General features: G+C 70.4%; 17 protein-coding genes and 1 riboswitch. Of the genes, 16 read left to right on the forward strand and 1 reads right to left on the reverse strand.

Annotated features, from left to right (window positions below):
- The 11 genes from HXX10_RS28190 to HXX10_RS28240 all read left to right on the forward strand — a co-directional run.
- Nucleotides 1–1,486: hypothetical protein (locus HXX10_RS28190; protein WP_296526716.1), on the forward strand; the 1,486-nt coding region annotated here is incomplete at its 5' end.
- A 100-nt stretch (nt 1,487–1,586) separates the two neighbouring features.
- Nucleotides 1,587–2,438 (forward strand): 3-deoxy-8-phosphooctulonate synthase, encoded by an 852-nt coding sequence (kdsA, locus tag HXX10_RS28195; protein WP_296526718.1) that lies wholly within the window; start codon nt 1,587–1,589, stop codon nt 2,436–2,438.
- Between the two features lie 58 nt (nt 2,439–2,496).
- Nucleotides 2,497–2,901, forward strand: coding sequence for a DUF350 domain-containing protein (locus HXX10_RS28200; RefSeq protein WP_296526720.1), 405 nt, complete (start codon nt 2,497–2,499; stop codon nt 2,899–2,901).
- A gap of 8 nt (nt 2,902–2,909) precedes the next feature.
- Nucleotides 2,910–3,272 carry a hypothetical protein gene (locus tag HXX10_RS28205; RefSeq protein ID WP_296526721.1) on the forward strand — a complete coding sequence of 121 codons (363 nt, stop codon included), beginning with the start codon at nt 2,910–2,912 and terminating at the stop codon, nt 3,270–3,272.
- Between the two features lies 1 nt (nt 3,273).
- Entirely contained in the window at nt 3,274–4,434 is a 1,161-nt protein-coding gene (locus HXX10_RS28210; protein ID WP_296526722.1) for a glutathionylspermidine synthase family protein, read from the forward strand.
- A 122-nt stretch (nt 4,435–4,556) separates the two neighbouring features.
- A complete protein-coding gene (locus HXX10_RS28215; protein ID WP_296526723.1) occupies nt 4,557–5,804 on the forward strand; it encodes an MFS transporter in 1,248 nt (415 codons plus the stop codon).
- Between the two features lie 50 nt (nt 5,805–5,854).
- Nucleotides 5,855–5,951, forward strand: a riboswitch (TPP riboswitch).
- Nucleotides 5,942–7,129 (forward strand): glycine oxidase ThiO, encoded by a 1,188-nt coding sequence (thiO, locus tag HXX10_RS28220; RefSeq protein ID WP_296526725.1) that lies wholly within the window; start codon nt 5,942–5,944, stop codon nt 7,127–7,129. (Overlaps the previous riboswitch by 10 nt.)
- Nucleotides 7,130–7,151: 22 nt before the next feature.
- Nucleotides 7,152–7,388: a sulfur carrier protein ThiS gene (gene thiS / locus HXX10_RS28225; RefSeq protein ID WP_296526727.1), complete on the forward strand. Its 237-nt coding sequence runs from the start codon at nt 7,152–7,154 to the stop codon at nt 7,386–7,388.
- Nucleotide 7,389: 1 nt separating this feature from the next.
- Nucleotides 7,390–8,196 (forward strand): thiazole synthase, encoded by an 807-nt coding sequence (locus tag HXX10_RS28230; RefSeq protein ID WP_296526729.1) that lies wholly within the window; start codon nt 7,390–7,392, stop codon nt 8,194–8,196.
- Entirely contained in the window at nt 8,193–8,870 is a 678-nt protein-coding gene (locus HXX10_RS28235; RefSeq protein ID WP_296526731.1) for a thiamine phosphate synthase, read from the forward strand. Before HXX10_RS28230 ends, HXX10_RS28235 begins: the two co-directional genes overlap by 4 nt.
- Before the next feature lie 89 nt (nt 8,871–8,959).
- A complete protein-coding gene (locus tag HXX10_RS28240) occupies nt 8,960–9,397 on the forward strand; it encodes a hypothetical protein (protein ID WP_296526733.1) in 438 nt (145 codons plus the stop codon).
- A 17-nt stretch (nt 9,398–9,414) separates the two neighbouring features.
- Here HXX10_RS28240 and queF read toward each other — a convergent pair whose 3' ends face one another.
- Nucleotides 9,415–9,873: a preQ(1) synthase gene (gene queF / locus HXX10_RS28245; RefSeq protein WP_296526735.1), complete on the reverse strand. Its 459-nt coding sequence runs from the start codon at nt 9,871–9,873 to the stop codon at nt 9,415–9,417.
- Nucleotides 9,874–9,991: 118 nt separating this feature from the next.
- On the opposite strand from queF, the gene eno reads away from it, so the two are divergent.
- The 5 genes from eno to HXX10_RS28270 all read left to right on the forward strand — a co-directional run.
- Complete coding sequence (gene eno / locus HXX10_RS28250; protein ID WP_296526737.1) at nt 9,992–11,275, forward strand: phosphopyruvate hydratase; 1,284 nt, start codon at nt 9,992–9,994, stop codon at nt 11,273–11,275.
- A gap of 112 nt (nt 11,276–11,387) precedes the next feature.
- A complete protein-coding gene (locus tag HXX10_RS28255; RefSeq protein WP_296526739.1) occupies nt 11,388–11,705 on the forward strand; it encodes a septum formation initiator family protein in 318 nt (105 codons plus the stop codon).
- A 213-nt stretch (nt 11,706–11,918) separates the two neighbouring features.
- Complete coding sequence (gene pdhA, locus HXX10_RS28260) at nt 11,919–12,908, forward strand: pyruvate dehydrogenase (acetyl-transferring) E1 component subunit alpha (RefSeq protein WP_367142044.1); 990 nt, start codon at nt 11,919–11,921, stop codon at nt 12,906–12,908.
- Between the two features lie 37 nt (nt 12,909–12,945).
- A complete protein-coding gene (locus HXX10_RS28265) occupies nt 12,946–14,313 on the forward strand; it encodes a pyruvate dehydrogenase complex E1 component subunit beta (protein WP_296526742.1) in 1,368 nt (455 codons plus the stop codon).
- A 5-nt stretch (nt 14,314–14,318) separates the two neighbouring features.
- A partial coding sequence (locus tag HXX10_RS28270; RefSeq protein ID WP_296526743.1) for a DUF5076 domain-containing protein occupies nt 14,319–14,692 on the forward strand: 374 nt, incomplete at its 3' end.

Below are 14,692 nucleotides of genomic sequence, written 5' to 3' on the forward strand. Positions count from 1 at the left end.
CAGCAGCGCCGTCGCGGCGCTCGCCGCCACGGCGCTGCTGCCGGGCTTTTTGGCGGACCGGCTCGCCCGGCACGACGCCGCGGGGGTGTCGGCCGGCGACGTCTCCGGCCGGCTCGCCGTGCCGCCGCGGGCGATCGAGATCGATATGCGAGCGTCATTCCAGGGTGGGCCGGACGAGCCGCTGCGGCGCGCGCCCTGCGACGAGATCTGCCAGGCGCTTCTGCTCGGCCGCGAGGTCGATGCGGTGCGGATCCGCGCCGTCGATGCGGGCGGGCAGAGGGTCGTGCAGTCGATCGTCTATTCCTACGCGGAACGCCCGGCGTGTCCGCCGGCCTTCGCGGAGGCCAAGACGGCGCTGCCGGTGACGCAGGCGGCCGCGACACGCGGGCGCTGCATCGTCGCGGCCATCGACGGCGCATGGACGCCCGGGGTCCGGCTGGTCGTCCGTGAGGAGCGCAACGGCTGGCTGTCGAGCGTGCCGTGGCTCCACACCGCCGGAACGCTGACGCGCTGGGAGATCGAGGCGCTGGAGGGCCCCGGCTGGCGGCTGGTGGCGCGGGCGACCGAGCTGCGCACCGGCGTCCTGACGGTGCCGCTGGTCGTCGGCTATCCGAACTCCTACGGTCTCGAGCTGCGGCCCGGCTGGGAGCGCCGCGAGCGGGTGTTCGGCGCGACCAGCGCGGCCGCGGTGCTGCGCGCCGCGACGGGCCTGCGCGTGACCATGCCGGACCCGGACCCGCCCGAGCCGGCGCGGCAGACCATCGACCGCATCCTCTCGAGCGGCGGCGACGCGCCGCTCGGTCCCGAGCTGATGGCCGTGATCAACGCCCATCTCGACACGCTGCGGGGTGCGCTGTCGCCCGAGGACGTGGCGCTGCTGCAGCGGCTCCTGGCGAGCAAGCGCATCGTCGATCACTTCCGCATCTATCTGGCGCTGGAGCGGCATCCGGACGTGGCAGCGCCGGTGATCGGCGACATCCTCGACAAGCTCGCGATCCCGGTCGACGAGTCGAAAGGCCACGATCATTCGCATCTCGCCTGGATCGTGGTGCGCGCGCCGATCGACAGCGTGAAGCCGTACGGGGAGCGGGTGCTGGCGGTCGCCGGCATGTCCGATCAGTGGCACCTCGCGCCGCTGCTGGAGATCGTCGGCCGTCTCGACGCCGACGGCTCCGATCTGCTGGCGCGGCGGCTGAACGCGAAATCCGATACCGTGCGCCTGGCCGCGGCCGTCGGCGTGTGCGCGGCCGACCAGCCGTGGGCGGCCGGCCTCGTTCCGACCGTTGAAGCCCTGATCGAGCGCAACCGGGGCAAGTCGTTCCGCGGGGACGAGGTGGTCGTCGCGTCGAAGACCATGCAGCGGCACGGCCACGGCGCCGCGGCCGACGCCTTCCTGGCGACGCTGCCGGAACAGGATGCCCGCCGGATCGCCGTCCGGTTGTCGCGGCCGCCGACCGGCAACCCCGTCAGGGACTGCACGCCATGATCCGGCCGTCCGCCGAAAGCGGACCCGCCGCCCGGCCGCGCCGGCTTGACCGGGCGCCCGGTTTCGTCCTCATGGCGGCCGACAGCAGGACGGACCGACAGTGACCCACGATCGCGCCACCTCCCCGAACCCCGTCGTCACGGTCGGCTCCGTGAGCTTCGGCAATGCGCTGCCGCTCGCCCTCATCGCCGGGCCATGCCAGATGGAGAGCCGGGCGCACGCGCTGGAGACGGCCGCGGCCGTGAAGGAGATCGCCCAACGGGTCGGCATCGGGCTCGTCTACAAGACCTCGTTCGACAAGGCGAACCGCACCAGTTTTTCGAGCGCGCGCGGTGTCGGGCTCGCGGCGGCGCTGCCGGTGTTCGCCGAGATTCGGGAAACGCTCGGCCTGCCCGTGCTCACCGACGTGCACGACGCGGCGCAATGCGCGCCGGTCGCCGAGGTGGTGGATATCTTGCAGATCCCCGCCTTCCTGTGCCGGCAGACCGACCTCCTGGTCGTCGCCGCGAAGACCGGGCGGGTCGTCAACGTCAAGAAGGGCCAGTTTCTGGCTCCCTGGGACATGGCCAATGTGGTCGGAAAGATCACGGGGGCCGGCAATGCCGACGTGCTGGTCACCGAGCGCGGCGTCTCGTTCGGCTACAACACGCTGGTCTCGGACATGCGGGCGCTGCCGATCCTGGCCCGCACCGGCGCGCCCGTGATCTTCGACGCCACCCATTCGGTGCAGCAGCCGGGCGGGCAGGGGACGTCTTCCGGCGGGGATCGCGCGTTCGTGCCGGTGCTGGCCCGCGCCGCCGTCGCGGTCGGGGTGGCCGGCGTGTTCATCGAGACCCACGAAAACCCGGACCGGGCGCCTTCGGACGGCCCCAACATGGTGCCGTTGGCGGAGCTCGAGGCGCTGCTGCGCCGGTTGGTCGCCTTCGACCGCCTAGCCAAGGCGATCGATTGAACCCGCTGCGCCGCCGTCGCAACCTAGGAAGACCTGGGGAGAAGCGGGGGAGAGGCGCATGCTGATGCAATCGCTGGCCGGGCTGCCGGCGTTTCTGCTCTATCTCTGCACCGCGATCGTCGCCGTCGTCGTCTATCTCCTGGTCTACACGCGGGTGACGGCGCACGACGAGTTCACCCTGATCGCCAGGAACGTCCCGGGCGCCGCCATCTCGCTCGGCCTGTCGCTCGTCGGCTTCGCGCTGCCGCTGGCGAGCGCCATCGCCCACGCCTCCTATCTGCTCGACTGCGCCGTGTGGGCCGTCATCGCGCTGGTCGTCCAGATCGGCGTCTATTTCCTGGTGCGGATTCCGGTGCACGACCTTTCGGGCCGCATCGCCAATGGCGAGATTGCCGCGGCGATCTGGCTCGGCCTCGCCTCGCTGGCGGCCGGCGCGCTGAACGCCGCCGCGATGTCGTATTGAGGCGCGCCATGAAACGGTCGACCCAGGTCGGTCTCGTGCTGATGGCGGCGGTCGGCGTCGGCGGTGGCGGCTATGCGCTGATGCCGGGCCGCGACTGCACGCCGGGCAGCGACGAGGCGGGATTGCATGCGCCGGTCCGTCCCGGCGAGACGCCGCAGGCTTGCGCGCCGCGCGGCTCGTCGGGCTCGTCCTCCGGATCGAGTGGCCGGTCGTGGTTCTTCTCGGGCGGATCGGGCGACACCTCGACCAGCCACACGTCCTCGGGCGGAACCACATCGTCGACGACCCATGCCGCCGCGACGTCGGGCGGCAGCGGTGTCGTCCACGGCGGCTTCGGCTCGTCGGCGCACGGCTTCTCGTCGGGAGGCTGAGATGCAGCGCATCGCCTGCCCGGAACGCGACGACTGGCGCGAGACCGCCCGCAAGGTCGGCTTCGAGTTCCACACCATCGGGGGCGAGCCCTACTGGGACGAGCGCGCCTATTACGGCTTCTCGCTCGAGCAGATCGAGCGCGACATCGAGGCGCCGACCCTGGAGATCGACCGCATGTGCCGCGAGCTGGTGGCCCGCGCGGTCGACGACGAGCGCATCCTGCGGCTGCTGCAGATCCCGGAAGGCTACTGGACGTTTCTGGCGGCGAGCTGGAAGCGCGGCGACCCCTCGCTCTACGGCCGCTTCGACCTCTGCTACGACGGCACCGGGCCGGCCAAGCTGCTCGAATACAATGCCGACACGCCGACGGCGCTGTACGAGACCGGCGTGTTCCAGTGGATGTGGCTGGAGGAGGCGATCGCCCGCCAGATCGTGCCGGCCGGCAGCGACCAGTTCAACTCGGTGCACGAGAAGCTGATCGCCGGCTGGGCCGCGGTGGCGCAGGGCCGTCCCCTGCATCTCGCCGGCGCGCTGGAAAGCCCGGAGGACGCCGGCACGCTCTCCTACCTCGAGGACACGGCCCGCCAGGCCGGCCTCGCCACCACGATGATCGACATGGAGCGCATCGGCCGCAAGCCGAACGGCGACTTCGTCGACGAGCAGAACCGGCCGATCGCGCTCGCCTTCAAGCTCTACCCTTGGGAGTGGATGTTCCGCGAAAAGTTCGGGCGCTATCTGCCGGGCGCCTCGACCCGGTGGATCGAGCCGCCCTGGAAGGCGATCCTGTCCAGCAAGGGGATCCTGCCGCTCTTGTGGTCGATGTTTCCGCGCCATCCGAACCTGCTGCCGGCCTGGTTCGAGGAGGATCCCGAGGCGGCGAGGCTCGGCGAATCCTACGTGCGAAAGCCCCTCTACTCGCGCGAGGGCGCCAATGTCGCCATGGTGGTGGGCGGCGAGGTGCTGGACTCCGACAGCGGCCCTTACGGGGCCGAGGGCTTCGTGCGCCAGGCCGTCGCCGTGCTGCCGCGCACCGAGGGCGGCTATCCGGTGCTCGGATCCTGGATCGTCAACGGCGAGGCCTGTGGCCTGTCGATCCGCGAGGACGCCTCGCCGATCACCAAGAACACCTCGCGGTTCGTGCCGCACGCGATCCTGCCGTGACGACACGGCGGGGCTGCGCGGAAGGCGGCGGGGACGGGGCCTGCGCGCTTTGCCGACGCGGCGGCGTGCTGTACTGATCCGGCCCATGGTTTTCCCGCCTCGCGCCGCCGAGCCGTCCCCGCATGGGTGAAGCGTCACCGCCCGAGCCGCGCGACGGGTCGGCCGCCGCCGCCACCCCGCCGGATACGACGCGCGTGCTGGCGATCGCGGCGCTGTCGCTGTTCGCCACCAGCCTGTTCATGCGCTCGGTCGATCCGGTGATCCCGCAGATCGCCGCCAGCTTCGACATGGACGTGCGCACTGTCGCGCTGCTCTCCACGGCTTACGCGCTGCCCTATGCGCTGGCGCAGCCGTTCCTCGGCAGCCTCGGCGACACGCTCGGCAAGACCCTGGTGCTCAAGGTGTGCCTGGCGCTGAGCGCGGTGGCCGGCTTCCTCGGCGCTTTCGCGCCCGACTACACGGTGCTGCTGGTCTCGCGCGTGCTGGTCGGCATGGTGTCGGGCGGCATCTTTCCGATCGCGCTCGCCATCGGCGGCGATCTCGTGCCGGTGCACCGCCGGCAGGTGGCGTTCGGGCGGCTGCTCGCCGCCGCCATGCTGGGCAACGTGCTCGGCTCGCCGCTCGCCGGCGTGATCGCCGACACGGTCGGCTGGCGCGGCGTGTTCGCCCTAGTGGCGGGGCTTGCCGTGGTCGCCTTCGTGGCCACGATGGTCGGCCTGCGCGGCCCGGGGCTCGACCGCCGAACCCGCTTCGAGATGGCGACCGTCGTCGGGGGCTACCGCGCGATCTTCAAGAACCCGCTCGCGAAGATCTGCTTCTCGGCCGTGTTCCTCGAGGGCGCCTTCCTGTACGGCATCTTCCCCTTCATCGCCGTGCTGCTGGCGGCACGCGGCGAGGGACGGGCCGCGATCGCCGGCGTGGTGATCGCCGGCTTCGCGGTCGGCGGGTTCTTGTATTCGGGCTTCATCTCGGTGCTGCTCGGCCGGCTCGGCGAGCGCGGCATGATGATCGGCGGCGGCCTGCTGATGGCGGGCGGACTGTCGACCGTGGCGCTGGGGCTCGCCTGGCCTTTCGAGTTTGCGGCGTTCACGGTGCTCGGGCTCGGCTTCTACTCGCTGCATGGCGTCATTCAGGTCTACGTGACCGAGCTCGCGCCGGCGGCACGCGGCACCGCGATGGCGTTGCACGGCTGCGCGTTCTTCGTCGGCCAGGCGCTGGGGCCGGTGTTCTACCGCTACGGCTTCGACCATCTCGGAGTCGGCGTCACGGGTGCGATCGGCGCCGTCGCGCTGCTCGGTGTCGGCCTGATGTGCGCCGCCAAGCTGCGCCGCCCGGAGAACCCGGATCGCATGCCTGCGCCCGGCGCCTAAGGGGTGGGCTAGCCCGGGCTTGCGGCGGCTGCCCGGATCGTCCATGATCGAATCACGGCCTGGGGTGCCGCGCGGCTGCGCGGCTGAGATCAAACCCACTGAACCTGTCTGGGTCATGCCAGCGAAGGGAGCCGCCGATGGCAGCAGAGTCACGTCCGTATTTCGAGTCCGCAACCGCGGAGGTCGGGCCGTCACCCGACGTGGTCATCATCGGGGCCGGGGTCTGCGGCCTCGGCATCGCCTGGCGGCTGGCGCAGCGCGGGATCGCCGTGACGGTGCTCGACCGCGGCCCGGTCGGGGCCGGGGCGAGCCGGGTCGCGGCCGGCATGCTGGCCGCCTGCGCCGAGGCCGAGCCCGGCGAGGAGGCGCTGGTCCGGCTCGGCCGCCACGCCCAGGCGCTGTGGCCGGGCTTTGCCGCCGAGCTCCAGCAGACTACCGGCATCGACCTCGGGCTGCGCCGCGAGGGGACCCTGGTGGTGGCGCTGACGGCCGACGATCGGGCGCGGCTCACCCACCAACTCGCCTTCCAGCAGGGCCTCGGACTTCCGCTCGACTGGCTGTCGCCCGCCGAGGTGCAGCGGCGCGAGCCGCATCTGGCGGCGGGCCTCGCCGGCGCCGTGCTCAGCCCGGACGACCACCAGGTCGACAGCCGCGCTCTGGTGGCGGCGCTCACTGCTGCGGCCGAGCGGGCAGGGGTATTGCTGCGGCCCCATGTGGCGGTCGCTGCGATCGTCACGGAGAACGGCCGCGCGATTGGCGTCCGGCTTTCCGACAGCACGCTTGTGCCCGCAAAGACCATCGTGCTGGCGGCCGGCGCCTGGTCGCGCGGCATCGAGGGCCTTTCGGCCGAGGCGCGTCCGCCGGTGCGACCGATCAAGGGCCAGGTGGTGACGCTGCAAATGGATGCGGCGGCGCCGCTGCTGAACCATGTCGTCTGGGCACCCGGCTGCTACTTGGTGCCGCGCGCCGACGGCCGGCTGCTGGTCGGCGCCACCGTCGAGGAGAAAGGCTTCGATACCGCGATCACGGCCGGCGGCGTGCTGGCGCTGCTCGAGGCGGCATGGCGCGTGCTGCCCGGGATCGAGGAGCTGGCGATCGTCGAGACGACGGTGGGCCATCGCCCGGGCAGCCGCGACGACGCGCCGATCCTCGGGCCCTCGGCCGTGGACGGCCTGATCTACGCCACCGGCCATCACCGCAACGGCATCCTGTTGGCGCCCGTCACGGCCGACGCCGTGGCAAGGCTCGCGGCCGGCGAGGGGACCGATCCGGCGATCGCGCCGTTCGGCATGGCGCGCTTCGCCGCAAAAGCGGCGGCCGCCTGAGCCCGAGCAACGGGAGCCGTCCATGACGAACACTGGCGTCGCGGCCGAAGAGCCCGGCGGCATCACGGTCAACGGCAGTCCCGAGCCGCACGGCCCCGAAACCGTCGCGGCGCTGCTGATCGCTCATGACATCGACACGGGCGGCCGCGGCATCGCGGTCGCTCTCAACGGCCGGGTGGTGCCGCGCACCGCCTGGGCCGACACGCCGATTGCACCCGGCGACGCGGTGGAAATCGTCCGCGCCCGACCTGGAGGCTGACATGACCGACCCGAATACCCAGACCGACCCCAAGACCCACGCCGACCCGCTGGTGATCGCCGGACGGACATTTTCGTCGCGGCTGTTCCTCGGCACGGCCGGCTATCCCAATCGCCAGGTGATGCTCGATGCGCTCGCGGCGAGCGGCGCCGAGATGGTGACGGCCGCGATCCGCCGCATCAGCCTGGCCGGCGAGGAGGAGAGCCTGGTCGATCTGATCGGCGACAAGGCGCATCTCCTGCCGAACACGGCGGGGTGCCAGACGGCGCGCGACGCGGTCCTGACCGCCGAGCTGGCGCGCGAGGCGCTCGGCACCGACTGGATCAAGCTCGAGGTGATCGGCGACCGCGAGCTTCTCTATCCGGACGTCGAGGAACTCCTTCGCGCCACCGAGCAGCTCGTGGCGAGCGGCTTCACGGTGCTGCCCTATTGCAACGACGATCCGGTCACCTGCCGCAAGCTTGCCGATGCGGGGGCCGCCGCCGTGATGCCGTTGGGGGCGCCGATCGGCTCCGGCCTCGGCATCTGCAATCCGGTGATGATCGAGACGATCTGCGCCCGCTCGAGCGTGCCGGTCGTGCTCGACGCCGGCATCGGCACGGCCTCGGAGGCGGCGCTCGCGATGGAGCTCGGCTGCGCCGCCGTGCTGCTCAACACCGCGGTGTCGAAGGCGAACGATCCGATCCGCATGGCCGCCGCCATGCGGGCCGGCGTCGCGGCCGGACGGCTGGCGGCCCGCGCCGGTCGCATCCCGCGAAAACGTTACGCCGAGCCGTCGAGCCCGCAGCTCGGCCTGGTCGGGACGTGAGGGCACGGCTGCCCGATCCGCCCCTGTTGGTCGTCACCGATCGGCGACAGGCGGCGCGGCCGCTCGCGGATAGTCTCGACGCGGCCTTCGCGGCCGGGGCGAGATGGGCCAGCATCCGTGAGAAAGATCTCAGCAAGGCCGAGCAAGCGGCTCTGGCAAAACAACTCTTGCATGTTGCCGAACGACACGGGGCGCGTCTTCTCCTGCACGGCGACCCGGAGGTGGCGAAGGCTGCCGCGCTCGCCGGCGTCCACCTGCCGGCCGGGAGCGACCCGCAGACGGCGCGCGCGCGGCTGGGGGAGGCGGCGCTGATCGGCGTCTCGGTCCACACACCGGCCGAGGCGGCGCGGCTCGACCCGGCGGCGGTCGACTATGCGCTGGCGGGACCGGCCTTCGCGACGGCCAGCAAGCCCGGCTACGGGCCGGCGCTGGAAGGGGCCGGTCTTGCGGCGATGGTCCGGGCGGCGCGCGTCCCCGTGCTGGCGATCGGCGGCATTACGGTCGAGTCGGTTCCGGAGATTCTGGCGGCGGGCGTGGCGGGTGTCGCCGTCATGGGCGGCGTCATGCGGGCCACCGACCCGGGCGACGCCGTGAGACGGCTTCCCGCCGCGCTCGCGGCCCGGACCATCCCGGGATCTGTGGTCGGGTCCGGACAATTGTCTGAAAAGGCCTAACCGGATTTTCCGGGCTCTCTGGTTCAATCCGCGGATCTGCGGCCGGCGGCACAGGATGTCGGCGCCGGGCAGGACTGCGGGACCGCACGATGAAACGGTCGAATACCGTGACGCTCGCCCTGATGGGCACCGCGAGCTTCGCCGCGAGCTTTGCGGCCGGCAGCGCCTTCCTGGCCTGGACCAAGCCGGCGACGCCGCCAGCCGCAGCCGTTGCGGCCGGACCGGCCGCCGCTCAAGTCGCGGCTGCCGTGCCGGTCGGATCCGCGGCCTCGCGCCCGACCTGCACGATCCGGCCGGACGGCAGCCAAAGCTGCCCGTCATCCTCCTCGTGGACCACCGCGCATGTGTGGGGGCCGGCCTGGCTCTATCCGAGCGGGATGCGGGGCGGCTCCGCGACCGCCACCAATCTGGTCTCGACCGGCGCCCAGGCGTTCGGCCCGAGCCGAACAGGCCTTCCGGACGGCGCCGCACGCGGCGGCTTCGGATCGACCAGCCGCGGCATGGCGCACGCGTCGGCAGCGAGCTGAAGCCGACGCGGCCTCGGTCAGCCGCGGCCCCGGTAGGTCGGCACGCCCTGGTCGGGCACCCAGACGCCGGCCGGCAGCTTGCCGGCCTGGAAGAACACGTCGATCGGCATGCCGCCGCGCGGATAGAAGTAGCCGCCGACCCTGAGCCAGCGCGGCTTCAGCTCCTTCACCAGCCTTTTACCGATCGCCACGGTGCAGTCCTCGTGGAAGCTGCCGTGGTTGCGGAAGCTGTTGAGGTAGAGCTTCAGCGACTTCGATTCGACCAGGAGCGCCTTCGGCACGTAGTCGATGACCAGCGTCGCGAAGTCCGGCTGGCCCGTCACCGGGCACAGCGAGGTGAACTCGGGGAACGTGAAGCGCGCCACATAAGTCGTGTCGGGGTGCGGATTCTTCACCAGGTCCAGCGACGCCTCGGCCGGCGAGGCGGGCACGGGCGTCGGTCGGCCGAGCTGAACGGGATGGGGGGATCGCGGCATGACATTCTCCTGTCGCCGACGCCGGCAATGGTGCGGTAATGAGTAACAGGCGCTTGGCCGGTCGGGCGCGGCCTGTTAAGACAACAACACCCCTCCATTTTGCAATGCGGAGCCCTTGATGACCGCCATCGTGGACATAATCGGCCGTGAGATTCTCGACAGCCGCGGAAACCCGACCGTCGAGGTCGATGTTGTGCTCGACGACGGCTCGAAGGGCCGCGCCGCCGTGCCGTCCGGCGCCTCGACGGGCGCTCATGAGGCCGTGGAGCTGCGCGACGGCGACAAGTCGCGCTACTCCGGCAAGGGCGTCACCAAGGCGGTCGAGGCCGTCAACGGCGAGATCTACGACGCGATCAGCGGGTTCGACGCCGAGGAGCAGGTGCTCATCGACGACACGATGATCAAGCTCGACGGCACGCCCAACAAGGCGCGCCTCGGCGCCAATGCGATTCTCGGCGTCTCGCTGGCGGTAGCCAAGGCGGCCGCGACGGCCAAGGGCCTGCCGCTCTACCGCTATGTCGGCGGCACCTCGGCCCGCCTGCTGCCGGTGCCGATGATGAACATTGTCAACGGCGGCGTGCATGCCGACAACCCGATCGACTTCCAGGAATTCATGATCATGCCGGTCGGCGCGGCGAGCTTCGCCGAGGCCCTGCGCACCGGCGCCGAGATCTTCCATATCCTAAAGGCCGGCCTCAAGGCGGCCGGCCACAACACCAATGTGGGCGACGAGGGCGGCTTCGCGCCAAACCTGCCGTCAGCCGACGCGGCGCTCGAGTTCGTCGTCAACGCGATCGAGAAGGCCGGCTACAAGGCCGGCCAGGATGTCTATATCGGGCTCGACTGCGCCTCCACCGAATTCTTCAAGGACGGCACCTATCATTATGAAGGCGAAGGCAAAAAGCGCTCTCGCGACGAGCAGGTGAAGTACCTCGCCGAGCTCGTCTCGCGCTATCCGATCGTCACCATCGAGGACGGCATGGCGGAGGACGACTGGGAGGGCTGGAAGGCGCTGACCCAGGCGATCGGGTCGAAGGTGCAACTGGTCGGCGACGACCTGTTCGTCACCAACGTCGCCCGCCTGTCCGAGGGCATCAAGAAGGGCATCGGCAACTCGATCCTGGTCAAGGTCAACCAGATCGGCTCGCTCACCGAGACGCTCGCCGCGGTCGAGATGGCCCACAAGGCCGGCTACACGGCGGTGATGTCGCATCGCTCGGGCGAGACCGAGGACTCGACCATCGCGGATCTGGCGGTCGCCACCAACTGCGGGCAGATCAAGACCGGCTCGCTCGCCCGCTCGGACCGGATCGCCAAGTACAACCAGCTTCTCCGCATCGAGGAGGAGCTCGGCTCCCAGGCGCTCTATGCCGGCCGCGCCGCGCTGAAGGCCCTGGCCTGAGACCTCGGTACGTGGTACCGGCGCCCGGCGCCGGTACCACGCTGCGGCTCTGCAGCAACCGAGCAGCAATCTAAACCGCATTTTAACGCGACCAGGGCCCTATGGGGCCATTATGGTGTCGCGTCCGCGTATAAGATCGATCGTCACTGCGCTGTGCCTGTATGTGCTGGCATCGCTGATGATCGGCTATTTTGGCATCAATGCCTACACGGGCAGCCGCGGCATCAATGCCCGCAAGGATCTCGACGTCCAGATCGCCGAGATGACGGCCGAGCTCTCCGCGGCCAAGGCGGAGCGCGAGGTCTGGCAGCGGCGGGTCGCACTGCTGAAATCCGAGAAGCTCGATCCCGACCTGCTCGACGAGCGAGCGCGGGCGCTGCTCAACTATGTCGACCGCCACGACCTCGTCATGATCGTCCGGCCGCGCTGATCCGGCGCAAGCCCGTTCGGGTAGCGTTCCCGGCCGCCTGCAAGCCTCAGCCACGTATGAATAATTCTGATTGGTCGAGACCCCCCGACCATCCTTTCGTAGCGCCCGGAATTGGGCTATGGGGTTGATCGTTCGTCGCCACACCCCGAGGTCACGATGGCTTCCCAGAAAAAAGTCGCCGAAACGCCTGCGCCGGCCGCCGTACGGCCGTCCATCCTGCCGATCGACGCTGGTCCGGTGCAGGAGCTCGGCCGCGAGGTGGACCTCAAGGCGTTCCGCGACATGCTGCTGATCCGCCGCTTCGAGGAGAAGGCGGGCCAGCTCTACGGCATGGGGCTGATCGGCGGCTTCTGCCACCTCTATATCGGCCAGGAGGCCGTGGTGGTCGGTATGCAGCTCGCCTCCAAGGAGGGGGACCAGGTCGTCACCGGCTACCGCGACCACGGCCACATGCTCGCCTGCGGCATGGATCCGCGCGGCGTGATGGCCGAGCTGACCGGCCGGCGCGGCGGCTACTCCAAGGGCAAGGGCGGCTCGATGCACATGTTCAGCCGCGAGAAGAACTTCTTCGGCGGCCACGGCATCGTCGGTGCGCAGGTGTCGCTCGGCACCGGGTTCGCCTTCGCCAACCGCTACCGCAAGACCGACAATGTCTGCCTGACCTATTTCGGCGACGGGGCCGCCAACCAGGGGCAGGTCTACGAGAGCTTCAACATGGCCTCGCTGTGGAAGCTCCCGGTGATCTACATCATCGAGAACAACCGCTACGCCATGGGCACGTCGGTGGCGCGGGCGACGGCGCAGCCCGACCTGTCCAAGCGCGGCGCCTCGTTCAATATCCCGGGCGAGCTGGTCGACGGCATGGACGTGCGCGCCGTCAAGGCGGCAGGCGACCGCGTGCTGAGCTACTGCCGCAGCGGCGAGGGGCCCTACATCCTCGAGATGAAGACCTACCGCTACCGCGGCCACTCGATGTCGGACCCGGCCAAGTACCGCACCCGCGAGGAGGTCGAGAAGGTCCGCATCGAGAGCGACCCGATCGAGCAGTCGCGCGCCCGCATCCTGGCCAACGGCTGGGTCGACGAGGACGCGCTGAAGAAGATGGACGCCGACGTGCGCAAGATCGTCAACGAGGCCGCGGAGTTCGCGACCTACGATCCGGAGCCGGACGCGTCCGAGCTCTACACCGACATCCTGCGCTGATCGCGGCGCGCCAGCGGACAACGAGGGTCGAACCCCCATGCCAACCCAGGTCCTGATGCCGGCTCTCTCGCCCACCATGGAGAAGGGCAACCTCTCCAAGTGGATCAAGCAGGAGGGCGACAAGGTGAAGGCGGGCGACGTGATCGCCGAGATCGAGACCGACAAGGCGACCATGGAGGTCGAGGCGGTCGACGAAGGGACGCTCGGCAAGATCCTGGTTCCGGCCGGCACCGCCGACGTCGCCGTCAACACGCCGATCGCCGTGATCGTCGCGGACGGCGAGGACGCCAACGCCGCCGCGAGCCCGGCCCAGCCGTCGAAGGCCGCCCAGTCGGCGCTGCCGGCTGCCGTCGCAACTCCGCCGGTTCCGGCCAAGCCGTCCGTTCCGGAGTTCGCCGACGAGGACGAGCATGCGGACGTCGAGCACGTCACCATGACGGTGCGCGAGGCGCTGCGCGACGCCATGGCCGAGGAGATGCGCCGCGACCCGGACATCTTCGTCATGGGCGAGGAGGTCGCCGAGTACCAGGGCGCCTACAAGGTCACGCAGGGGCTGCTGCAGGAGTTCGGCGCCGCCCGCGTGGTCGACACGCCGATCACCGAGCACGGCTTCGCCGGCCTCGGGGTCGGCGCCGCGCTCGCCGGCCTCAAGCCGATCGTCGAGTTCATGACGTTCAACTTCGCCATGCAGGCGATCGACCACATCATCAACTCAGCGGCCAAGACGCTCTACATGTCGGGCGGCCAGATGGGCTGCCCGATCGTGTTCCGCGGGCCGAACGGGCCGGCCGCGCGTGTCGGCGCCCAGCACAGCCAGGACTACTCGGCCTGGTACTCCCACGTTCCGGGCCTGACCGTGGTCGCGCCCTACACGGCGGCCGACGCCAAGGGGCTGCTGAAGTCGGCGATCCGCAATCCCAACCCGGTGATCTTCCTGGAAAACGAGATCCTCTACGGCCAGTCGTTCCCGGTGCCGAAGGTCGACGACTATCTGGTGCCGATCGGCAAGGCGCGCATTGCGCGGCAGGGCGCCGACGTGACGCTGGTCGCCTGGTCGATGGGCATGAGCTACGCCCTGAAGGCTGCCGAGGCACTGGCGGGCCAGGGGATCGAGGCCGAGGTGATCGACCTGCGGACGCTGCGGCCGATGGACACCGAGACGGTGGTCGCCTCGGTGAAGAAGACCGGGCGCTGCGTCGTCGTCGAGGAGTCTTGGCCGCAGTCCGGCGTCGGCGCCGAGATCGCCGCCCGCATCATGGAGAACGCTTTCGACTGGCTCGACGCGCCAGTGGCGCGGGTCTCCGGCAAGGACGTTCCGATGCCCTATGCCGCCAATCTCGAGAAGCTGGCGCTGCCAACGGTCGACGAGGTGGTCGAGGCCGCCCGCGCCGTCGCCTATCGGTGACAGCCATGGCGCGCACCGACGACGACAACATCTATCACGCGCTGCCGATCGCCGACGACGCGCTCGCCAATGGCGGCGTCGAGATCCTCCGCGCCGGGCTGATCGACGACGAGCTGTTCGTCACGGCCCGCCACGCCTTCAAGGATCCGGCCCCGTGGGGCCAGGTGCTCGCCGACATCACCCGGCGGCTGGCACAGATCTTCTCGCTGGAGACCGAGTATACCGAGGCCGAGGCGCTCGCCGAGATCGAGGAGGCCTATGCGGCCGATCTCGGCGCCAAGGCCGTGCCCGAGAAGCCGGCCCGCAAGGCGGCGGCGCCCCGCAAGGCGGTGGCCGCGAAGGGTGCGGCCCAAAAGGAAAAGGCCGCCAAGCCCAAGGC

The sequence above is a fragment of the Rhodoplanes sp. genome (assembly GCF_013377085.1).
Lineage (GTDB): Bacteria > Pseudomonadota > Alphaproteobacteria > Rhizobiales > Xanthobacteraceae > Rhodoplanes.